This is a genomic window from Arthrobacter sp. Leaf337 (assembly GCF_001423745.1).
Taxonomy (GTDB): Bacteria; Actinomycetota; Actinomycetes; order Actinomycetales; family Micrococcaceae; genus Arthrobacter.
Genome location: NZ_LMPC01000028.1, coordinates 145226 through 166869, shown reverse-complemented (window position 1 = coordinate 166869; position 21644 = coordinate 145226). Strand labels below are relative to the sequence as shown.

20 protein-coding genes are annotated in these 21644 nt (G+C 62.6%); 5 read left to right on the top strand and 15 right to left on the bottom strand.

Going from position 1 to position 21644, the window contains the following annotated elements; translation table 11 throughout:
* Nucleotides 1-93 precede the first annotated feature (93 nt).
* A complete protein-coding gene (locus tag ASF98_RS19545) occupies nucleotides 94-1014 on the top strand; it encodes a LysR substrate-binding domain-containing protein (RefSeq protein WP_055805528.1) in 921 nt (306 codons plus the stop codon).
* On the opposite strand, the gene ASF98_RS19540 is transcribed toward ASF98_RS19545, so the two are convergent.
* The 5 genes from ASF98_RS19540 to ASF98_RS19520 form a co-directional block, all read right to left on the bottom strand.
* Nucleotides 1011-2531: a tripartite tricarboxylate transporter permease gene (locus ASF98_RS19540; protein ID WP_055805527.1), complete on the bottom strand. Its 1521-nt coding sequence runs from the start codon at nucleotides 2529-2531 to the stop codon at nucleotides 1011-1013. The two genes, ASF98_RS19545 and ASF98_RS19540, sit on opposite strands and share 4 nt — an antisense overlap.
* A 13-nt stretch (nucleotides 2532-2544) precedes the next feature.
* The gene (locus ASF98_RS19535; protein ID WP_055805524.1) at nucleotides 2545-3045 is read right to left on the bottom strand and encodes a tripartite tricarboxylate transporter TctB family protein; all 501 of its coding nucleotides are present in this window, start codon (nucleotides 3043-3045) and stop codon (nucleotides 2545-2547) included.
* Nucleotides 3042-4037: a Bug family tripartite tricarboxylate transporter substrate binding protein gene (locus tag ASF98_RS19530; RefSeq protein ID WP_055805521.1), complete on the bottom strand. Its 996-nt coding sequence runs from the start codon at nucleotides 4035-4037 to the stop codon at nucleotides 3042-3044. The genes ASF98_RS19535 and ASF98_RS19530 overlap by 4 nt, the downstream gene beginning before the upstream one ends.
* Complete coding sequence (locus ASF98_RS19525) at nucleotides 4034-4819, bottom strand: RraA family protein (protein ID WP_200939411.1); 786 nt, start codon at nucleotides 4817-4819, stop codon at nucleotides 4034-4036. The genes ASF98_RS19530 and ASF98_RS19525 overlap by 4 nt, the downstream gene beginning before the upstream one ends.
* Nucleotides 4820-5021: 202 nt before the next feature.
* Entirely contained in the window at nucleotides 5022-6440 is a 1419-nt protein-coding gene (locus tag ASF98_RS19520) for an MFS transporter (RefSeq protein ID WP_055805652.1), read from the bottom strand.
* Nucleotides 6441-6752: 312 nt separating this feature from the next.
* Here ASF98_RS19520 and ASF98_RS19515 point away from each other — a divergent pair, with 312 nt between their 5' ends.
* From ASF98_RS19515 to ASF98_RS19505, 3 genes are read left to right on the top strand one after another with little or no spacing between them, the layout of a single operon-like run.
* Nucleotides 6753-7421 (top strand): response regulator transcription factor, encoded by a 669-nt coding sequence (locus ASF98_RS19515; protein WP_055805515.1) that lies wholly within the window; start codon nucleotides 6753-6755, stop codon nucleotides 7419-7421.
* The gene (locus ASF98_RS19510; RefSeq protein ID WP_055805512.1) at nucleotides 7418-8854 is read left to right on the top strand and encodes a HAMP domain-containing sensor histidine kinase; all 1437 of its coding nucleotides are present in this window, start codon (nucleotides 7418-7420) and stop codon (nucleotides 8852-8854) included. Before ASF98_RS19515 ends, ASF98_RS19510 begins: the two co-directional genes overlap by 4 nt.
* Nucleotides 8847-9860 carry a TAXI family TRAP transporter solute-binding subunit gene (locus tag ASF98_RS19505; protein ID WP_055805509.1) on the top strand — a complete coding sequence of 338 codons (1014 nt, stop codon included), beginning with the start codon at nucleotides 8847-8849 and terminating at the stop codon, nucleotides 9858-9860. The genes ASF98_RS19510 and ASF98_RS19505 overlap by 8 nt, the downstream gene beginning before the upstream one ends.
* Before the next feature lie 480 nt (nucleotides 9861-10340).
* On the opposite strand, the gene ASF98_RS19500 is transcribed toward ASF98_RS19505, so the two are convergent.
* Nucleotides 10341-10961, bottom strand: coding sequence for a ParB family protein (locus ASF98_RS19500; RefSeq protein ID WP_156372480.1), 621 nt, complete (start codon nucleotides 10959-10961; stop codon nucleotides 10341-10343).
* A 16-nt stretch (nucleotides 10962-10977) separates the two neighbouring features.
* A complete protein-coding gene (locus tag ASF98_RS25050; RefSeq protein ID WP_268760437.1) occupies nucleotides 10978-11109 on the bottom strand; it encodes a hypothetical protein in 132 nt (43 codons plus the stop codon).
* A 134-nt stretch (nucleotides 11110-11243) separates the two neighbouring features.
* Here ASF98_RS25050 and ASF98_RS25045 point away from each other — a divergent pair, with 134 nt between their 5' ends.
* The gene (locus ASF98_RS25045) at nucleotides 11244-11369 is read left to right on the top strand and encodes a hypothetical protein (protein WP_268760436.1); all 126 of its coding nucleotides are present in this window, start codon (nucleotides 11244-11246) and stop codon (nucleotides 11367-11369) included.
* A gap of 700 nt (nucleotides 11370-12069) precedes the next feature.
* Here the strand turns inward: ASF98_RS25045 and ASF98_RS19495 are convergent.
* From ASF98_RS19495 to ASF98_RS19465, 8 genes are all read right to left on the bottom strand, one after another.
* Nucleotides 12070-13119: a PDDEXK nuclease domain-containing protein gene (locus tag ASF98_RS19495; RefSeq protein WP_055805648.1), complete on the bottom strand. Its 1050-nt coding sequence runs from the start codon at nucleotides 13117-13119 to the stop codon at nucleotides 12070-12072.
* Nucleotides 13120-13246: 127 nt separating this feature from the next.
* Complete coding sequence (locus ASF98_RS24305; protein ID WP_156372479.1) at nucleotides 13247-13384, bottom strand: hypothetical protein; 138 nt, start codon at nucleotides 13382-13384, stop codon at nucleotides 13247-13249.
* 170 nt (nucleotides 13385-13554) lie between these two features.
* Nucleotides 13555-14127: a DUF4913 domain-containing protein gene (locus tag ASF98_RS19490; protein ID WP_055805503.1), complete on the bottom strand. Its 573-nt coding sequence runs from the start codon at nucleotides 14125-14127 to the stop codon at nucleotides 13555-13557.
* Nucleotides 14124-15842 (bottom strand): type IV secretory system conjugative DNA transfer family protein, encoded by a 1719-nt coding sequence (locus ASF98_RS19485; protein WP_055805500.1) that lies wholly within the window; start codon nucleotides 15840-15842, stop codon nucleotides 14124-14126. The genes ASF98_RS19490 and ASF98_RS19485 overlap by 4 nt, the downstream gene beginning before the upstream one ends.
* Nucleotides 15839-17461: an ATP/GTP-binding protein gene (locus ASF98_RS19480; protein ID WP_055805498.1), complete on the bottom strand. Its 1623-nt coding sequence runs from the start codon at nucleotides 17459-17461 to the stop codon at nucleotides 15839-15841. Before ASF98_RS19480 ends, ASF98_RS19485 begins: the two co-directional genes overlap by 4 nt.
* Entirely contained in the window at nucleotides 17458-19020 is a 1563-nt protein-coding gene (locus tag ASF98_RS19475) for a hypothetical protein (protein ID WP_055805495.1), read from the bottom strand. The genes ASF98_RS19480 and ASF98_RS19475 overlap by 4 nt, the downstream gene beginning before the upstream one ends.
* A gap of 29 nt (nucleotides 19021-19049) precedes the next feature.
* Nucleotides 19050-20909: a hypothetical protein gene (locus ASF98_RS19470; RefSeq protein WP_235506087.1), complete on the bottom strand. Its 1860-nt coding sequence runs from the start codon at nucleotides 20907-20909 to the stop codon at nucleotides 19050-19052.
* Nucleotides 20890-21633 (bottom strand): hypothetical protein, encoded by a 744-nt coding sequence (locus ASF98_RS19465; RefSeq protein WP_235506086.1) that lies wholly within the window; start codon nucleotides 21631-21633, stop codon nucleotides 20890-20892. The genes ASF98_RS19470 and ASF98_RS19465 overlap by 20 nt, the downstream gene beginning before the upstream one ends.
* Nucleotides 21634-21644 lie beyond the last annotated feature (11 nt).

The window sequence follows — 21644 nt, the reverse complement described above, 5'->3', positions numbered from 1 at the left end:
CAACAGCGGAGTAGTCCTGGACGCCAAGGCTATTGGGCGCCGGTTTTGCGTGTGTACGGGCGTTCCGGAGTTACCTACTTTTTATGGAGTCAGATGCTGGTCCTTCGCGATCTCGAACAGTTTGTAGTTCTTGCGGACGAACTGAACTTCAGGCACGCTGCTGCGCGGCTTCACATTTCACAGCCCACGTTGACTCAAACAATTCAGCGGCTTGAACGTTTTGTGGGTTCTTCTTTGATCGAACGTACGACCCGTAAAAGCCGCTTGACGGAGGCCGGGCAAACGCTGGCACAGGGCGCAAGGCTGCTTCTTCGGGACGCTGACGCTCTGACCCGTGATGTCAGGCATGTTGCCGCCGGGCGCCGCCGGCAACTGCGATTGGGTGCCGTAAATCCGGCGTTGCGTCGGATGGTGCCGAGCGTGCTTCACGATGTGCATACGCAATACCCGGACTTGCGAATCAGTCTGTATCCAATGCCCTCGCACCAGCAGCTGCGCGCATTGCGGGAGTCAAGAATTGATATAGCCATTGTGCGGACCGCGGAGTCCCTTCCAGGGTTTGTGAGCGAAATTTTGATGCATGAGCCACTTTTCGCTGTGCTTCCGTCGGACCACCCGCTTGCAGGCCAGTCGAGGGTCGATTTGGAGCAGCTGAATGGTATGGACTTTGTTATGGCTCCCCGGGACCGCAATCCTGAGTTCTACGATGAGCTGATCAGTTTGTATACGCGGCGTGCTTGTTCGCCCTCCACCATTACTGAGGCTGACAATATGCATGCCCAGCTTGCTTTGGTGGGGGCTGGCGTTGGGGTGGCCGTTCAGCCGCTCTTGTTTGTTGACCGGGACCGGAGCGACATTGTCTTCCGGCCAGTCAACGAGGAACTGCGAATACCGCTTCAGCTGCTTCGGCCGGCTTCTGACGAGACGGAGATAACCCAGGCCGTCCTCACGAGTGCCCGTGCTTGCGCCCAGGCACTCGTGGCGGACGCGCAGGAGAGCGACCGGCCGGTCTAGGAACCGACGTGGATGCTTTCCTCTGCTGCCCCGGTCTGGGCCCTGCGCTTCCGAACTGCGGAGAAGGTCGAGGCGCCTATCAGCAGTACGGACACGGCGATCAGCGCGAGTGATCCTGGGCGTTGGAGGAAGACTAGGAATCCTTCGTCTCCGAGGAGAAGCGACTGACGGAGCGAGGTCTCCAGAAGCCCGCCAAGAATGAAGGCCAAAACCAGCGGACCGGGTGGGAAGCCCCAGATGCGCATGAAGTAGCCGACTACGCCGAAGAACAGGGCAACCCACATATTCCAGGTGTTGTTGTCGATCGTGTAAACGCCAACGAGACTCAAGACAATAATGAACGGACTGAGCACGGCCATATCGACACGCAGAATCTGAATCAGCAGCCCCACCAAGGGAAGACTGAGAATCAGGAGAACAACGTTGCCCAGATACATAGAGGCGATGACACCCCAAAAAAGGTCCGGGTTCTCGGTGACCAGCCGGGGCCCGGGTGTGATTCCGTTGATGAGCAGCACGCTGAAGAGCAGCGATATGGTGACGTTGAACGGGATACCTAAACTCAGCAGCGGAATAAAGGAGGACGTCGAGGAAGCGTTGTTGGCTGTCTCGGGTCCGGCTACTCCCTGGATGGCTCCCTTGCCGAATTCCTCAGGGTTCTTGGCAAATCGGCGTTCGGCGCCATAGCTCAAAAGGGACGAGAGCAGGCCCCCGCCTCCCGGGACAAGCCCGACGAGCGTTCCGATGACTGAACCGCGGGCGATAGGTGCGGCGCTATCGCTCAGGTCCTTCTTGGTGGGCCAGACTCTGCCGACCTTCTTGCTGACGAGCTCAGCTTCTGAGTCGCGTTCCCTGAGTGAGAACAAGACTTCGCCGATACCGAACAGACCGAGCACAACGGCGACTACATCCATCCCGTCCAGGAGCTGCAGCGAATCGCCCACAAAGCGGGCGTCGCCTGAGATGGGATCCAGCCCGACGGTGGCGAGGAAGAGGCCTATGGCGGCTGCAACGACTGCTTTTGCGAAGGCTCCTGCGCCAAGGTATGCGATCAGCAACAGGCCCAGAAGTGCCAGCATGGCGTATTCCGGTGGACCAAGCTTCACTGCAAGTTCGGCGAGGGCGGGGGCGAAGAACGTTAGGGCAATCAGAGCAACGGTCGCTCCGATGAAGGAACCAATTGCGGAGATTCCCAGCGCGGGCCCTGCGCGCCCCTTGCGGGCCATTTCGTATCCGTCAATTGCGGTGACAACGGAGGCAGCTTCGCCCGGCAGTTTCAGGAGCACCGAGGTGACTGTTCCGCCGTACATTACACCCGCGTAAATCCCGGCCAGAAGGATGATCGCCGTCGTGGGCTCCATCGCGTAGGTGAAGGGAAGCAATATCGAGATTGTGGTGATCGGGCCAAGGCCGGGCAGTACACCGACGACGACGCCAAGGAGGCAGCCGGCGAGGACTGCGAGGAGATTCATCGGATCCAGAGCAACACTGAACCCAAGGAGAATCGAGTCATTCATGTGAGTTCGTTTCCTAAGGGATCGGCAGCACGGAAGCGGGGAAAGCTGTGCCGATGATGATTGCAAAGAGAATGTAGAGCAGCGCCGTGATGGTCAAGGAAGCGATGAGGATCCTCTTCCAGGACATATCGCTGAGCAACTTCATCCACGCTGAAGTGACGATAAGCACCGCCGGAATCAGCCCGATGTAGCTAAAGATCAGGATGAAGGCCAGAGTCAGGCCGAAGCCCACCGCGGGCCGCTGCGAAGGGCCGACCGGTGGGAGAGCCGTGCCTTTGAAGCTCTCCCACGCTATGGTCGCCGCGGCTAGTGTCCATGTACAGGCAATGGCAAACGGCCAAAGCCCCGGACCAGGTTCGTTGGTAGTCCCGACGCCCAAGGCAAGCGAGCCGACGAGCAGTGCGACGCCACAGAGTCCGAGGACGACAGGGACCGCCACACTGTAGATGCGTGTTTTTACGCTTGGCTGGCCGCTACCGAGGTTCGACCGTACGTCCTCGGACTGCTGGCTCATGGGATCAGGCCCAATTCTTTCAAGACGATACCGTTTTCATCGAAGTCTGATTTGATGTCGGCAGCGTATTCTTCGCCTGTCCCAAAGTCGGGCACCGCGCCCGAGGATGAGATCCGCTCAAGGACTTTGGTGTCTTTGAGGGAAGCCTGGACGGCGTCTGCGAGGGCGGTCACGACCTCGTTGCTGAGTCCTTTGGGGCCGACGATCCCGGAGGTGAGATCTGTTGAGGCGTCAATTCCGCTTTCCTTCAGGGTCGGCACCTTCTCGTAGCTCGGATCCTTGACGCTGCCGAGGTTGGCCAGGATCTTCAGATCACCGGACTTCACCGAGGCGGTGAAACCCTGTGGCAAGCCTGCAGCGCCATCTACGTTTTTCCCGAGGAGTGCGGTTACGGTCTCGCTGCTGCTCTTGAAAGGAACCTGTTTGGTATCCACGCCGGCGGCGGAATCGAATTTCTCCATCGCGATACTGGCCGGATTGCCCACACCCGTCGATGCATACCGGAATGAACCCGGATTTTTCTTCAGATCGGCGACGAGTTCCTGAATGGTGTTCCATGGCGCGTCGGCCCGGACGGCAAGAACAATGGGTGAGGTGGCGATGCGGGCGATCGGGGTGACGTCATCGTAGGAGTATGAGGTCTTGCCGTAGTGGGGTTGAACGGTTAGCGGGCCGCCGGCAATAAAAGCCAGCTTGTAACCGTTGGGCTCGCTGTTGACTACCGATGTCATGCCGCTGGTCCCGGCTCCGCCGGATTCGTTGAGGACGACGACGGACTGTCCGTTCAGTTCAGGTTCCATCCCTGAGATGACGGTCCGGGCCAGCTGATCCGTGGCGCCGCCCGCGTCATAGGGGACGACTGCTTCAATGGAGGCGTTGGGGTAGTCGGCCTCTGTTCCCCCGCTTTGTGGGCCGGCGCCGACGGAGCAGGAGGTCACCAGAAGGCCGGCGGCGGCGAGTGTGATGGCCGCAAGTGCGCGCGAGGCGATCATCCGTCGTACCGCTTCCGGAAGAGAGGCCGCAGTTCGTCCAGGGGAACATCTTTGACAATGAGTTCTGCCATGTGGGCTTCGTTGGCGGTGATTTCTTCGACCTGGTCGATGACGTACTCGATGTGTTCGAAGGGGACGCAGCAGATGCCAGAATCGTCGGCGACAATCAGGTCGCCCGGTTCCACGCGAATGTTCCAGACCTGCACGGGGGCGTTCATCTCGATGGCTTCAATGCGGAACTTGCCGGTCAGTGGGGTAATTCCTGCGCTCCATACCGGGTAATCCAGCTTGCGGATGGTGTTCGCGTCACGGACTGCGCCGTTAACAATGCTGCCGGCCAGGCCGCGGGTCTGGGCAACGGTGCACGACTGGCCGCCCATGTTGGACACATCTAGGTTGCCGCCAGTGTCGGTGACCAACACGTCCCCGGGCTCGGCAAGGTAATAGATGTCGCGGGTGGACATGCGGATAAAGTCTTTGTCCACATACCCCTGCGTAGGTGTTTTGCGCTCCACGAGGTTGCGGATAGTCACGGCCGGGCCTACGACGCGGTGCCCAGTGGAGAGCGGCTTCAGGTAAGACGCGGGCACGGTGCCGATGATACCCAAGCTGTCCAGGACGTCAGAGACGGTGGTGGTGAGGTCCTCAATTGCGAGGTAGCGGTCGATGATGGCACGGGAGGGCCGGTCGAACTTGATCTTCCGGATGCGCTCCTGCGGTACCAAGCCCCATATCCGTCCGGCGCTCTGGTACTCCTCGTAATCCTGGCTAACGATGCTCAATGCGATTCCTTTGTCTTGCTGGGAAGTTGCCGAGTGATGAACGGCACATTTCCAGAGTATGTACGGCTCAGTTATTGCACAATAGATGAATTTCTAATCAAGTTATTGCTGTCAGCTATCACTCATTAGTTGGTTCGCCACAGTGCCGCGGGCCGACTGCGGGCTTCGAGTGTGCAGGGAACCATCGAAACGGCTGGCTGACTTAGCGCCGCGAGGCGCCCACGAGGTCCTCGTCGTCGTCCGTGCGGCCTGCATCCTCGGCAACAGCTGACCGGGACCAGGCGTCGCCCTGCTCGCGGTCCAGGTGCGTGGACTTCTTGTTCTTCAGGGCGAAGATGTAGACCAGCAGGGAGAGTCCGATTGCCACGGTGACGTAGGTGAAGAACAGGTCCACCTGGCCGGCCTTCTGCAGCGCCGCACCGATCAGCGGGACGGTCCCGCCGAAGAGCGAGTTGGCGATGGCGTAACCCAGGCCGACGCCGAGGGCGCGGATCGACGCGGGGAACAGCTCGGCCTTCACCAGGGCGTTGATGGAGGTGTAGCCCCCGACGATCAGCAGGCCGCCCATCATGAGCAGGAACGCGGTGAACGGATCCTTGGTGCCGGCCAGGGTGGAGAGCAGCGGCCAGGTAAACAGCAGGCCACCGAAACCGAACCAGAGAAGCAGCGGCTTGCGGCCCACCTTGTCGGAGATCATGCCGTAGACGGGCTGCAGGAGCATGAAGATGAGCAGGGCCCAGAAGTTGATGACGGAGGTGTCGGTCTTGGCGATGCCAGACGTATCGTTCATGAACTTCAGGATGAAGTTGGTGTACGTGTAGAACGCAACGGTGCCGCCGAGGGTCACACCGATGCAGGTCAGCAGGGGCTTCCAGTGCTGGGTGAACAGCAGCTTCATGGTGCCGGGCCGGGCTTCGCCGGCCACAACCGGGGCCTTGGCCGCAAGAACCTGTTCCTCGGAGACAGTCTCTTCCATGGAGCGCCGCAGCCACAGGACCACAAGCGCGGCGACGCCGCCGATGGCGAACGGAATGCGCCAGCCCCACTCCGTCAGTACGTCCTTGCCCATGGTGTTCTGCAGGATGACGAGGATCAGCAGGGCCAGCATCTGTCCGCCGATCAGGGTGACGTACTGGAAGCTGGAGAAGAAGCCGCGGCGCTTGGAGGTGGCGGCCTCGGACATGTACGTGGCGCTGGTGCCGTATTCGCCGCCCACGGAGAAGCCCTGGACAAGGCGCACGAGGATGAGCAGCAGCAGTGCCCAGACGCCGATCTGCTGGGTGGTGGGCAGGATCGCGATGGCGAATGAGCCGGCCGACATCATGGTCACACTGAGGGTCAGGGCCGCCTTGCGGCCGTTGCGGTCGGCATAGCGGCCGAAGAACCAGCTGCCAACGGGCCGCATGAGGAACGACGTCGAGAAGACGGCCATCGCTTCGAGGCCGGCCTGCAGCTCGTCCTTGGAGTTGAAGAAGTGGGACTGGAAGTAGGCTGCGAAGACTGTGTAGACGTAGAGGTCGTACCACTCCACGAGGTTGCCTGCGGAGCCCTTGAGGATGTTGCTCACGGCCCGGCGGGTCTGTGCTGCCTCATTCTGGGTCACGGCTTGCTGGGTGCTCATCATTGAACCTTCCTTGACGACGCCGCAACCGGCGGCAGTTCCTGACATACATGCTTGCTGTCCATGGCATCTTTGCTCATGGTTCCTCCTCGACGTTGAGAGTCCCCCTGAACAACAGAGGACCCGATCAAAACTATTGGTGATGCAGGGCACAACCAACGTGGACGGGGGTTTCCTAACACTTCCTTAGGTTTTCCCTTCCTGCCCATCCCGCGGGACAACACCGGCGCAGGGCAAAAAAGTGGGAGAAAGGGTAATCTCCAAAGCGGGCAGCAGATGCGGACGCCCGACCAGCGATAAAGGGACCAGACCATGGAAGTGCTCATCGTCGAGGACGACGACGCCATGGCGGCCGCTCTTGACGCAGCTGTCGTCTCCGCGGGCCACCAGGCAACCAGGGTGTCCCGAGGAGCTGATGCCCTGCTGGCCCACCGGAAGTTCGAGGTGATCCTCCTGGACCTGGGGCTTCCTGATATGGACGGCCTCGAGGTGTTGCGCAAACTCCGCCAGGTCACGCCCTGTCCCATCCTGATCCTCACCGCCCGCGACGATGAGCGGAGCGTGGTGCTGGGGCTGCGGTCCGGGGCTGATGACTACCTCGTCAAGCCGGTAAAACTCGTTGAACTGCTTGCCCGCATCGAAGCTGTCACCCGGCGCGCGGGCCGTTCCGGCGGGAAGGTGCAGCAAAGCATCGTGCTCGGAGACCTGGAGGTCGACGTCGAGCGGCGCGTGGCGGCACTCGGATCACGCGTGCTGCCCCTGACAGCCACCGAGTTCGATCTCCTCGCGCTGCTGGCTCGTCATGCAGGTTCCGTGGTCACCCGGGAACAGATCCTCGACGCTTTGTGGGGTGACGCCTTCCTGGCATCATCACGGTCCCTGGATGTGCACCTGACCGCCCTAAGGGCAAAACTGCAACTGCCCGGCTTCATCATCAACGTCCGCGGTGTCGGCTACCGGATCGAGGCAGATCCCGCGTGAAACTGCGTGTCCTGGGCATCCTCAGCCTTCTGTCAGTACTCATGGTCATCTTCGTCTCCAACGCCATGCTGACGTCCGCCAGCCGGGAGCTCACCCAGGAGCTCCAGATCAACCGGGTGGCAGCGCTGAACCGGTTCGCCCAGGTGGCCTATGACGCGGCGCTGGACGGCGACTCCACCCAGCTCCAGCGAGAGATGGACAGGTACTCCGAGCTGTACGGGGAGGGGGTCCTGATCCGGCTCCAGCAGGGCACCTTGCGTTCCGGCGGCCTGAGCGAGGACCGGGCCGACGTCCGGGATGCAGTGGCCAGGGCGAACCTCAACCTCAGCGACACCACGCTCACCCCGCTGCAACCGTTCGGAACCGGCCCTGAAGTAATCTCAAGGTCCTTCGGGAGCGCGAGCCAGGTCCTTGGCGAGGCCGTCCTCGAAGTCAACACCGAGCCGGCCCGGCAGAAACTGCGGGAGCGGTGGCTCGTCGTTGGACTTGCGGCGTCCGCCCTTGGGGCGGTGCTCCTCCTGGCCGCGGCACGCGTGACCCGCTGGGTGCTGCGGCCTGTCCATCGCCTGAATTCGGCGGTGACCGAACTTGAAGCAACGGGGCGGACGAGCCATCTTCCGGAGGACGGCCCGCCGGAACTGAGGCAATTGAGCCGTTCCTTCACCACCATGGCGCGGACGGTCAGCGAAAGCATTGATTCCCAACGCCAGCTCATAGCGGACACGTCCCACCAGTTGCGCAATCCCATCGGCGCCCTGCGGCTGAGGATCGATTTGCTGCAGCTGGAACTCCAGACTGACAGGGAACACACCGCGGCGGCGGGGGTTTTGGCTGAGCTCGAACGGGTGGAGGAGATCCTGGACGGGGTCCTGAAGCTGGCGTCGGCCGAGCACAGGGCCTTCGAGGATTCTGCCCGCGGCGCACTTGGCCCCGGGTCCTGCGGGAACAGGGCACTCATCGACCCCTACCCTGTTCTGCAGGAAGAGGTCGAACGGGCAGGGCCAGCCGCGGAGCGCGCCGGAGCCTCAATCCTGCTCGAGGGTCCACCCGATCCGCCACTCATACTGGCCTGCAACGCCGCCGAACTCGCCCAGATGGTGGGGGAACTTCTCAACAACGCGATCAAGTACGCCCCCGGCGCCCGTATTTCCGTTGGCGTCCGCGCGCAGTCGGGAGCGGCGATAATCGAGGTGTCCGACGACGGGCCCGGACTTACGGCGGAGGAAAGGGCCGCGGCCACCACCAGGTTCTGGCGGTCACCGCGGAACCGGGATATCCGCGGCAACGGCCTGGGCATGACCATCGTGGACAAGCTTGCGGGAGCCAATGGAGGCCGCCTGCTGCTGGCCGAACGGGCACCCCACGGCCTGATTGCAGGACTCGAGTTTCCCTCCCCGGTGACCCCACCCGGCCAGGAACACTCCCATGGCTGACGTGATCACCGCCCGGTGGCTTCCTCCCCGACGGGCCGCCCTCAGGGCCGGACTGGCCGCTGGCCTGGCCAGCGTACTGGTGCCGGCTCTCAGCGCATGCACTTCCGAGAACCGCCCGAGTACGGTCACCGTGGCGGGGGGTGAGCCGGGTGGCTTCTACCTTGAGTTCTCAACGCTGCTTGCAGAGTCCCTTCAGCGTCATGGAGTGGCGGACAATGCCGTGGCACTGACCACGGGAGGGAGCCTGGACAACCTGCAGCATCTTCTGACGGGCAAGGCCACCTTCGCCGTCGCACTGGCAGACTCAGCGGCCCGGCAGTCGGCAGCGAAAAACACGTCAGATGGTGAAATTGCCGCCCTGGGAAAGGTGTATGAAAACTACGTCCACTGCGTCGTCCGGAAGAACAGCGGCATCCGGGACGTCACCGGGCTTGCTGGCAGGAACGTGGCCGTCGGCGGACCCGGGTCGGGGACTTCGCTGACCGCTGCCCGCCTCATCGAGGCAGCCGGGCTAAGCGCCTCCCCTGCCGGTGCCGACACCACCGACAAGACGATCACTGTGATAAACCTCGGGCTCAACGATGGACTTGCTGCACTGCGGGGCGGCTCAGTGGATGCGTTGTTCTGGTCGGGGGGGGTGCCCACCGCCGCCATCACGGCCACCAACAAAGAAGTCGGGCTCGGATTCCTCGACCTCTCCACGCTGATCCCTGCGGCGCGGACACGTTACGGCGCTTTCTACGATCGTGTGCTGATTCCCGAGGGCAGCTATGAAGGCATTCCGGCTGTGTGGACGGTCGGCGTGGCAAATCTGCTCCTGTGCCGGAACGATCTGGATGCCAGCACCGTGAGGAGGACCGTCGAACTACTGGTTGGCCATGCCCAGGAACTCATACCGCGATCCAGCCTGGGAGTTCAGTTCCTGAGCCCGGAATCACTCATCAACACAGCGGGACTGCCACTGCACCCCGCGGCCGCGGCCGCGTACAGGGCATCGCACGGCTAACGACTCGATGCCTTGCCTCTCGTAACGGCGGACTGAAGAGGACATCGAAGGCGCCGGTCATCCAGTTAAGTCTGCCCTCGGGCCCCCACCAGATGCGCTCTGTGTCCATCGCGGAGCACGGAACGAGACTTATGCGCCAGTAGGTCTCATCCAGGTCCGCTGTGGCGGGTTTGAATCAGGTCCACCGCGGGCCGTTTAGCAAACAGATTCCTTGTGCAGACGACTTCTGACATGCCGTGCAGATGACTTCTGAAAGTGACAGCCTGACTACACCCCAACCTGACGTCAGGCTGGCGCCTCAACGGCGTCAGAATAGAGCCCGATTCTGACCTTCTGACAATGGCTAGAGTAGGTCTCAGATTCAACCCTGACACTACCGATGCATTCCCTCAACTGGCCGCCGAACACATGGCCCGGTTATCGGAGTTCCATTTGGGGGTGGCGCCGCCAAAAAGGCCTGGGCGTCGCCCCCGGCGGCTGTCAGTTGTCCTTGGCAGCCTGGCTGGGAAGCTCGATGTCGTCCTGCTGTTCCCAGTTCACGGACTTGTACATGTAGGCATCAATGGGCCGCCACTCGGCGTGGTAGACGTACGCGCGGAGGTCGTCGACATCGTCCCGGTGGTTGTGGGTCATTACCAGGGCCTTCTTGCCGTCTTCGCTGTAGAACACCTCGGGTTCCTTGAGATCACCGCGAATTTTCTCGATGACGTCCACAAGGTCCTGAATGGGCTTCTCGGGCATGGGGATTTCCTCTCTGACGATGGGGGCGGCCGCCGGCGCTGCTGCCGGCCGGACTGTCCGGGGCTTACCTTGCGGAATGACTCCTGGCCGGACGGGCTCCCACGGCTCACCGTTGTTGTGGGCACGTTCAAGGCCGGTGACCTTCTCGTTGACGGCAGACTGGATGAACTCGCTCAGGTTGCTGAACCCGGTGACATGCGTGGTGTTCAGATAGGCGCCACGCATCCGGTCAGCGTCCTCATCCTTCTGGTAGAAACCGGTCTTGGTCCGGCGCGAGGCGCGGTTCGGCCGCGTCGGTGCACCGCTCGGAGGCGGTGACCACGGGGTTGGCCGTGGCGTCCACTCTTCATATCCGTTCATGTCCCTAATAGTACTATTAGGGACGACGACGGTCGCGGGACACGCTGAGGTCGTCTCCGGTGAGCTGGAGTGAGATCCCGGACGACACTCCCGAACGAAGGGACACGCCGGCGATTACCCGGTGGACAACGGGAAGGTAGTTCTTCACAGCCCCTTATGCAGTGCGGAAGCAACTGTGGACAGGCTGTGCGCAGACGTCGGCGAGGCCGTTACTGCCGGCCCGAAGTGTCGGCGCCTCGACCCTACGATGGTCACCCAGTCGAAGGAAACAGGTGGTCCAGGGTGAATGAACAAGGCAGCGGCAAGGCCACGCGGGTCCAGATCGCGGGACTGTGGATCGCAGCAGCGAGCCTGGTCCTTGCGCTTCTGCGCACCGTATTCGATGTGCTCGAAGTGATGCGATGGTGACCGCCCGGACCTGCCAGAGCACCCTCACCAATTGTCCAGAGTCCTTTGGACAATTGGCCGGCACCTACGGCAAGTCAAGCGTCCGGCTTCTTGCGGTCCACATTCGGATAAGTTCCGTGGTTCTGCGCGGACGACACGTCCGCGATCCCGCTGCCTCAAGGATCATGGCCAATGACGGACCGGGTGCAACCCGGACGCCCACAATTGGCGAAGCTCCGGTCAAATAGCGGTTGACCGAAGCTCCGGTCCATTATGCCTGCCCAAACCTGAGTAATCCCTGAGCTCAGCGTTTAAAGTCCGGGGCCGTCCCGTGGCCATGGAATTGTTCGAGAATGCCATCCTGACCGCAAACCTTAGGCCCGGACAGCCCAGCTCACCAGCTGTGCTGCCGCTGCCAGGCCCAGCAAGACAGTGCAGGAAATGACCTGACCGACGAACATCGACAAGGCGACGCCCAGGGTGCCGATAAGAGTCAGGGTCAGGGCTAAGGCGGACGTATCCAGCCCGTCAGGTACCGTGCGAATTCATGGAGCCCCCGGCCGTCTGTCCTCCCTTGGGGACCATCGTGTCACTCGGGCCGGCCGCCGGAAGGACACCACGCCATAACGGTCACGACGCCCAGCAGAGTCATGAGATCGTGACCGCGGACCACTTGTTTGCCTACACCGAGGTCGGTTCTATGGCCTTACTGTGAGTGGCTCTAGGCTTCACCGGCGATTGTTTCAGGTTCTGCCCATTCCAGGGCTGCCACAATGTGTCCTTCGTCAGGGAGCACCTGCTGCTCTGCCGGGGGCAGTTTGTCGTAGGTGTAGGCGGCGACGGCCATGGGTGATGTGGAGCGGCCGAGGCTGTACCGGACACTGCGGTCATTCTTGGTCCCGCAGATGAGGATGCCGATGGTTTCGTTGTGGTGGTCCCGGCGCAGGACGTCGTCGACGAGGGCGACGTAGAAGTTAAGCTTCCCGGCGTATTCGGGCTGGAATTTGCCAGTTTTCAGTTCGATGACCACGTATCTCGACTGGTCAATGTTGAAAAATAGCATGTCAACGTAGAAGTCGTCCCCGTCGACGTCAAAGTGGACCTGACGCCCGACGAAGGCGAAGCCAGGACCCAGTTCCCGCAGGGTTTCGGTGATCCTGCTCGTCAAAGCGTTTTCGAGATCGCGTTCTGCTACTTCGCCGGAAAGGCCAAGGAATTCGAAGTTGTAGGGATCCTTGGCCAACTGTTGGGCGAGTTCGGAATCCGGTGCAACAAGCTGTTGCATAAAGTTCGAGGGCGCCGCCCCGGTCCGTTCCATGGACTTGTTCATCATCATGTTCAGGAGCACGTTTCGGGACCATCCGTACTCCACTGCTGCAGACGCGTACCAGGCCCGTTGCTCTGGGGTCTCCGTTTTGTCCAACAGGACGGTGATATGTCCCCAAGGCAATTGTGCAACAGGCTGTTGCACAATTGATTCCGCCCAGGCTGCCGCGAATCCTCGCATGTAGAAGAGGTTGCGGCGGGAAAGGCCCTTCATATCCGGGAATTCTGCTCGGAGGTCATCAGCCAGCCGACCCATGACACCGCTCCCCCACCCTTCGATGTCCTGGCGTTCCAGGATGGTTTTGCCGATGGACCAGTAGAGCTCAATGAGTTGGGTGTTGACGGTCCGTATCGCCCGAGTGCGGGCTGCCCGGACCCGGTTCTTGAGGTCGCCGAGGAGGTCGGTGTAGCCGCTGGGAAGGACGAGGTCACGGGCGTCAGTCATGCGTTCGATCATATTGGTCTGAGGCCGGAATCTAGCCAGACATCCACACTCCACTGGCCACTAGGAAACCCCCTCCTCGCCAGGTCGCCGGAGTGTCGTCCGGGCTGAGCGGGTTGTTCAGTCACGCTCAGGTATGGACTGGATCGGTTCCCGCCGCGCTCTGGACGGGTTGCGCCTGGGTCCTGGCGTCCGTGACGACGCGTACCCTCACTGCCTCCGGCAATTCCACATAATCTGCGGGCAGGTCGATTTCTGAAGACGTCATGCATTTACCCCACCGATCCTCAATTGCGTCACAGGCTGTGGCACATTTCGGTGGCCGCCCGGCAAGGGGTGCAGTCCACCCTTAAACCACTGCACGTTCTCGGGGATAAAACAGCGGCGCCGTGCATGCTGGCAAGAGCACTCCTTTCCTGTTAGGACGCCCTCTGGACCTCACAACGAGGTTTCGTCGTCTCCGGGTGGGACGGGGCCAGTCTTGGCTCCCAACTCGGCCAGGAAATCCGTGAAGTGGGGATCCGTGGATTCCCTGAACGATGGCCGGGGATCGGCGTGTTCGGTGTGGCAGTTGCTCAGTCCCCAGGTTTCGGTCCGTATCCGTTTCATCATGGGCCAGAACGTGCCGTCGTGCCACGACGCGGGATCGTTGGTGGGGTCCTTGTGGCCGTAGTAGGCGGCCTTCCAGGCGATCCACGCGGCGGTGAGTTCTTCAACGACTGCGGTGTGCCGGTACCAGCAGCCGTAGATCCGGAAGCTGTCCGTAACGCCGTAGCGTTCGTTGATCCAGGTGACCCATTCGTTGAGGGCCTCCATGAGTTTCACGGACTGTTCGCCGTTGAGCTCCTGCCAGTTCCACGGCGCTGGCGTGGCCGCGGGGGGCGACGCCAGGAGGTTCTTCACCGCGGCCGCCATGGAGTCTACCGATTCGCCGAGGTCCGCCAGTCGTTCGTCGTGTTCGACCAGGACCTCTTCGATGCCGGCCAGCCCGGTTGCCTGGTTCTCGCTCATACGATGGATGCCTCGGTGCGGGGGTGGGCGGCAGTTTTGTCTTTGAGCTGTTGGGCCGCTGCTTTGTCTTCGGTGATCTGTGCGGAGTCAGGACGGTCCCACCATGGTGTGAGGGTTACCCTGGCCGGGGCGACGTTGCTGTAGTGCATGAATGCTTCCCCCACCGGCAGTTGCTGGATCTCGCTGCCGCGGATCACGGGCCGTTCTTCTTCGCTGATCGTGCGGGAGGACCCGTTCCGTCCTTGGGAGGTGGAAACGCGCTGCTTGCGGGTGGTCCCTGCTGCGCGGGCGATCTTGTCGAGTTCGTCGAGTTCTTCCAGGCCCGGCAGGAACAACCGGATGGACGATGTGCCGCGGATCGCCGTGGCAGCTTCAGAGCCCCATCTTTGGCGGTTCTGCGCGAATGACTGGCTGAACCCGATGATGCGGATCCCGCGGCCGCCGGAGTCCGAGAGTGCGCCGGCCATGTCCGGGATCGCTGCAACGTTCGGGGCTTCATCCAGGACCATCGTCAGCACCGGCCATAACCGGCCCCCGGGCAGGTTCTGGGAGATGCGTTGGGCTTTGCGGAACATGAAGTCAGCGAACATGGCCACCAGCGGTGCCACCGGTGACCGCTCACCGTCGGTTAGCAGGTACATGGTGTTCGGCTTGTCCAGGAACTTCTCCATATCGAACCCCTCGCTCTTGGCAGGGCTGAGAATGTGCATCGCCTTGGGCGAGGACAGCGGTTCGAGCAGACCGGCCAGGGTCTCCTGAATGGAGTCAACCGTTTCCCCTGCCCGGGATTCCGTCAGCGCCCGCAGCCGCGTGGTGAAGGCGGCCGGGGCCTTGTGCTGGGTGAGAATGTCCAGCGGTTCAGCATTCGAGAAGTCGTTCGTCCACTTCACCACGTCCTCGATACCTTTCCCGCCCAGGGCGGCAGCGTGCAGGAACCGGCCGAGGACGGCGGCTGCCTTGGAGTTGAAGAAGTCCCCGTTTTTCACGTCCCCCATGGGCTGGGCACCGGCCCAGGCCTTCCCACGGGCCAGGGCTTCGTCCGGATCTTCGCACCCGTCGATGACGTTCCACCGCACTTTGTTCTCCCAGCCTGATATGTCCTGAAGGTCAAACACGGACACTTCCCCTTTGCGCTGCCGGGCTACTGCGGTGAGCATCAGCAGGTCATTCTTGGTGGACGTGGCGATCACAGCACCTGGTGCGTCCAGGACGATACCCACGGCCAGGAACAGTGTTTTACCGGAGCGCTGCGGGGCGAACACCCACATGGAATCCTCATGCTGAACGTAGAGGGTCTGACCGTCGAGCTTGCACAGCGCCACAATCATTTCGTCCTCGGTGGCCTCTGCGGGCAGCTCCAGGGATTGCCTGGCCTTGGCCAGGGCAGCAGTTTTGCCCATCCGCTTTTCCAGGTCCTTGTAGCGTGGCAGCCCGTCCTCGCGGGTTTTCGTGGACCCGAACAGTGCGCTGAGGGCCCCGGCACCAACGATGGCCAGCACGGACAGGACGATCAGGATCCAGGTGGACGCGCCCGGCCAGATGAACTGACCGGCCTTGATCGTGGCCCAGAGAGCGGCGAAGTCCGTCCACGGCATCCGAGTGGGCGTCAGCATCTCGCCAAGGAACGCCGAGACCCAGGCCAGGGCCGCCAGCACCACGACGATCACGGCCAGACCGATTTTCATGGCGGTGTCTGTTGAGGTCTTGCTGCTCATGCCGGTACCTCCGTTTCGGTGCGTTCTTCGTTGAAGGCGATGGTGCTGGCGGATTTCATGGCACTGTCGGTGTCGGTCAGTTCAATTTCGAGCGGGCTGCGGATATGGATGGCTTCGAACGGGTCGTGGCTGCCGATCTTGAACAGGCAGGTTCCTTTGACCAGCCGGGAGATGACGTCGGCGGATCCCGGCGGGAGGTTGAACATCTGCTCACAGGCCAGGGCGTCCGCGGTCTTCTGCTGTTTGTAGAGCAGGACGGTTCCGCATTCCTTGAGCATGGCGATGGCCGGGCTGTCTTCGGGAATGTCGGAGATGTGGTGGAACGCGAACTGGCAGGAGAGGGACAGCGCACGGGAGAGCTTGGTGTTGCGCCGGGTCACGGTGGCCACCGAGCCCTGCACGGTGTGCCAGGCTTCCTCGATCAGCAGCGTTGTCGGGACCGGTGTGCTCTGCCGGTAGAGGGTGTTCGCGAGCCAGGTGTTGATGATGGTCATGACGATCGGCAGCGCCGGGCCGTCCTCCGGGAGCAGGGAGACGTCGAAGACGGTCAGGCCGCTGTTGAGCCGGATGTTCTCGCTGGTGGGTCCGTCGATGAGGCCGGCCAGGTCGTCCTCGATCATGCGTTCGAGTTCAAAGGCCGGGTCCTGGCCCCACTGGCGCAGCTCGTCCACGGTCAGCCCGGCCGCTTCCGCGACCTCCGGGGCCGGGGCGTAGAGGGCTTTGAGGATGTGCCCGATGTGCGCGATTTCTCCCGCTGCTTTGGCGTCGGCGAGGGCCTGGCGGTGGGCGACGCGGACGGCCTTGCCTTCCTTGGGGCTCATGGGCCGGCGGAGGGCTTCTTCCATGACGGCGCGGACGAGCATGGACTGACCGGCAGGGGTGGAAAGGTCACCGTCGCCTGCTTCTTCATTCAGGCGGGCGGCGATGTCCGGATCCAGGATGTTGATCCGGGATCCGCCGCCGCCGATGCGGAACTGCACGGGGGCCACGTCAAGCTTTCGGGCCAGCGGCGTGTATTCGCCGCCGCCGATGTCGGTCTGGTACTTCTTATCGATCACGACGACGCGGCGGCCCAGGATCAGCTGGCGCAGGACGCCCCAGGTTTTCATGGCCGAGGACTTGGCTTGCCCGAGGTCACCGATGTAACACACGTTCGGGGACTCAATGGTGTCCCCGTAGGCGGTGAAGGGATCGTGCACGATCATCCACCCGGACCCGGCATCGACACCGAACACCAGCCCGCGGTGGGACGTCGGAGGGGACGCGATGGCCATGTGTGAAAATTCCATTTGCCGGGTGGAGGACTCCACACCCGGTGCGGCCGGGTCATAGAACCCGAGCCGGGACGCGAATTTCCACTGACGCTCGTGGTGCCAGCGCGTTGCGGCGTTGGCGTCCGATTCCGCTTGCTCCCGTCGTTGGGTTTCCTTCTTTTCGGCCTTTTTCGCGGCGGAGAAGGACACCGGACGGTTCCGGTCCAGGCCATCAGAGGTGGTCTGTGCCGCTGCAGCGTCCAGCCTCAACTGTGCGGCCCGTGCCTGCGTCCGGAGTGTCCGGCGGGATTTGCCGGTCACGGCCCACGGCAGGCTGAACCGTTTGACGTTGTTCGTGGTGGTCATCGGATTCCCCTTGTGAACGGCATGGTGGTGATCAGGGCAAGGTCGTTGCGGTGGTCCATCCAGTCAATGAACTCGATACCGGCATCGGAGGCGGCGGCCTCAACGATGTCGGTGATGGACAGGATCTCGTCCTCGTTCTCAACGGCGAACGAGATGTACAGCGCGTAGGCGGCGCCGTGGTGCCCGGATCCGGGCTTCAGGTCCAGGAGGCGCTGGTGGGAGGCGTCCAGCAGAACATCGTCCGAACCGTCGGTCACGACACCGGACTTATCAATGGCCTTCTTCTTGGCCCGGTCCATCGCCGCGTCGGTACGGGCCTTGGAGCGGGCACTGCGGGCATCCTGAAGTTCCATGACCATGGACACCGAATGCACCACTGCCGGTTGGATGCCGCTGATCACCGCTTCGAGTGCTTCGACCGGGATGGCCTGGGGGCTGAACGCCGACGCCGGCACATACCCGGTGCGGATGCGCCAGTGGTTATTAACGACCACAGACAGCGGCGAGGCACCGCCATCAAGGTGCTGCCAGCAGTCCATCAGGTCCGCGCCCTCAAAGTCGTCAATGTCGAAATCAGGGTCCTGAAGGTGGCGCAACAGCGCAGCCATCGCACGGGCACCGAGGGGGCGGAAGTCAAGGATCGAACCCATCATCGTGGCCTGGGCCATGGCCGAGCGGACTTCCTGATAGATCACCTGCCCGATTCCCTCATCCCCGCCACCGAGGGCGTCCGCGCGGCGGAACAGGGCCCCGGAGCTGGGGATCCGGAACGTCTCATAGGTCCGGTGCTGCTCGGACCGGGACCGCACGGTTTCGCAAAGCGCCCCGTAGGACTCCAGCAGAATCTGGGGAACGCTCTTGGCTACCCGCTTCTTCACCCACAGCAAGTGATCCGCTGAGTCCATCGGCACGGCCCGGGCCAGGGATTGCACATGGGTCACCAGGGATTGGCGGCGGGCCAGCCGGGCAAGGTACTGGCCGCGGGCCACATGCCCGGATTCCTTCCGGTGCTCCTCCCGGATGGCCGAGGACGAGCCGAGGATTTCCATGGTGACCGTGTAGTAGGCCTTTTGGATCTTGCCCTGATGGCGGAAGACCACCATCGGCCCTTCCGGGGTGGTCACCGTGAAATGGCGGACGGTGCCCACCATCAGCGGCGCATTGTCCTTGTGGTGGACCGGGATCTCGATCATGCCCTTCTCATCCGCCCGGTGCTTGTCCTTCTTGCCGGCCTTGACCATCCGGGTCCGGGGCCGGGCGCTGACCGGGACGAAAGTCAGGGAATTGTTCCGGCGCCGCAGCTTCTTGTGTTGTGCCTCCACGAAGAGGGCACCCAGGGAACGGTGTCCGGAGAACTTGTTGGGCGTGGTCAGGATGACCCCGGCCAGGACCAGGACGGCGGCGATGATCAGGCTGACAACCTGGCTGCCTCCGGCCATCACCACCAAGAGCGCTATACCGATGGCCGCGGACAGGCCGATCCATTCCGGGGCTGTCCGGTTTCCACCGAACAGGCCACGGCGCTGGACCTCGCCGCCGACAACAACCATTCTTCCCATGACTACCTACTCCCCTGCCTGTACTGCTCTTACCGGCCACTGATGTGGTCGGTATCCGGTGCCATCGAGTGCGCGGCGCGCTGGCCCCGGATCGAGGCCTGACGCGCGGTTTCCCGGCCCGCCAGCAGGAACGCCGTCGCGCCCCCGGCGGCGATCTTGACCGAGCCCCGGCCAACCGATGCCGACGCGGTCCGCACGGCCGCAGCCGCTTTCGCACCGCCGGTCCCTGCCCGGTCGGCCTTCTGCAGCTCACCCATCGTCCGGGTCTCCTGTGCACCCTCGGGCTCCTGGGCGTTGGCGAGCCGCCCGGCCGCACTCCGCCGGCCCTGTGCCCCAAGGCCCGCCGGGCCCTGCTCCGCACCCGTCGGTCCCGATGTTCCCTGCATCGCGGTTTGCGGGGCCATGCTGCCGCCCTCACGGGTACTGCCGGTGCGAGAGGTCCTGGACTGGATCTGGGCGGTCCTGCGCTGCCTGATGGCAGCAGAGAGACCCACCCCGGCACCAGCGACCATCGCTGCCCCGGCAATGGACTGCCGGTTAGCGCCCAGGCCGGTGGAGGAGGACGGCAGGATCGGCACATACTTGAACAGCAGCGAGGGGGCGAACGCCAGGACGAGCATTCCCGCACCCGCGATAAACACCGATGAGGCGTTCACCATGCCATCGTCAACGCCTTCACCGCTGAACGCCGGGCGGGAAGCGATAAAGCTGAACACCGCGCCCATCATCAGCAGCAGCAACGGCTTGGAGAGGGCAATGCCGAGCCACAGGGCACCGGTCTTGCCCACGCGCTCCCGGTACTTCGGATGGATCATGAAACCGATCATGAGAGCCAGGCCAAGGCCCAGCAGGTACAGAGCAAGCGGCTGCAACGCCAGCAGACCCAGAAGCGCCCACGCAGCAACGAACAACAGACCGAACAGGACCACGGCCGCTAAAGGCCCGAACGCGCCGCTGGACTCATACGAGGCGAACCGGGAAATCGCGACCCCGAAATCTGTGACCCGGCTGGAGGTCCAGAAAGCGACGGACTCCGTGATACCGGTAAGCCACCCGTTCACCACATACGCCAGAGCAGGGCCGAACAAAACCAGGATCATCGACAGCGGACCGTACCAAAGCAAAGACTGCCGGGCCGAGTCCAGGTCAATCTCCTCGTTCGATACGTCCGTCCAGAGCTTGAAATACATCAGCCCCATGATCAGGATCCCGATACCCGAGAACGCCCCCCAGGTCGTCCGGAATGAATCGTCAATCTCGAACGCGGAGACCTTTAGCAGGTTGTTCAGGACCTCGTTCGTGGCCGTCACGCCTTCGTCCTTGACAGTGTTCGCGAACCTTTCAAACCCGTCTTTCGCGTTGGCGATGAAAGCCACCGTATCCACGGTGCCCAACACCACCTGACCGCCAGGTGTCACCGCCAAAGCCGAACGAAGCACCGCCCCACCAATCGGAGCGAACTTCTTCCAGGCCGCTCCCTGAGCGCACCACGTGGTGGCCGTCGCAGGGGCGCCAGCGCCGGACAGACCTGCGCAGAACGGCACGATGTTCTTGCTGTCGTAGTCCAGCGCTTTTTCAGGGGTAGCCAGAAAAGAGCCGAACGCCTTGGCAGAGGTTGCTTCGCAGCCGTCCCCGCCGATAGCTGTGAAGAAGGCAAAGTCACCACAGGCTGTCTTGGCCAGCTCCTGGGTCAACCGGTCCCGGATCTGATTGCGCTGGGCCTCCGGCAACCCGGCGAGGCGCTTTAGCTGGTCGGCGTTCAGCTTGTCAGTCGTATTCACGTCGTCCGCCGCCTGGGCGGGCGCAGCGAACGCTACGCCCAAGCCAAGGAACATGGCCAGCAGAACTGCGACGAGGCGGATCGTCCTGCTAGCGCTTAGCGTTCGCATACTCGACCCACCCCTCCCTGCTCTTGTCCTTGAAGAAGGCATTGACCAAATCGTCCCGAAGAACCGGCGTGGCTGCCTCCCCCATGTTCGTGCCCACGCTCATGGGCCCGGCGTCTTTGACCCGGCCGCCGAAATCCTGGCCGGCAGGGACGATTGCGGCGTCTGAGACCTTCCAGTCACCGTCCCAGGCCAGCTCAAACGTGACGGTCTGGAAGAAGCTGCTGGGTGCCTCGTTTACGCTGGCAACGACGCCGCCGGTGAATACCTGCACAACCGCCTGCTTCTCTTCTTCGCAGCTGGCGACCCGGTACAAACCACCAGCGACCACGTCAGCGCGCGAGTACCACTGGCCGTCGAAAGCACCCGTTGGCAGTTCCTTTGCGTTAGCCAGCAGATCCCCATTAAAGGCGACCTTTTCGAACCATGGACCGGGTTTGGATACCTCAGTGAGGGTCTTCTTCTGCTGCGCCCACGTCGTGAGATTCACATCCTCAATGAGGTGTGTGTAGTTGGCGGCGGCCTGGGCAGCGGAATCGCAGGTGCCGTTGTAGCCGGTGATGGTTTTGCCGTCACTTGCTTTCTTAGTTCCGCCCTCGCCGATCTTGATATCGGAGACGGGAAACCCGAACTTCCCGGATGCCTGCAGCGAGCTTGGGTCCGGCTCCTTGGCCGGCGCCGGGCGGTTGATCAGAATCACCGCAACAGCGACGGCCAGGATCACCACACCTACCGCCG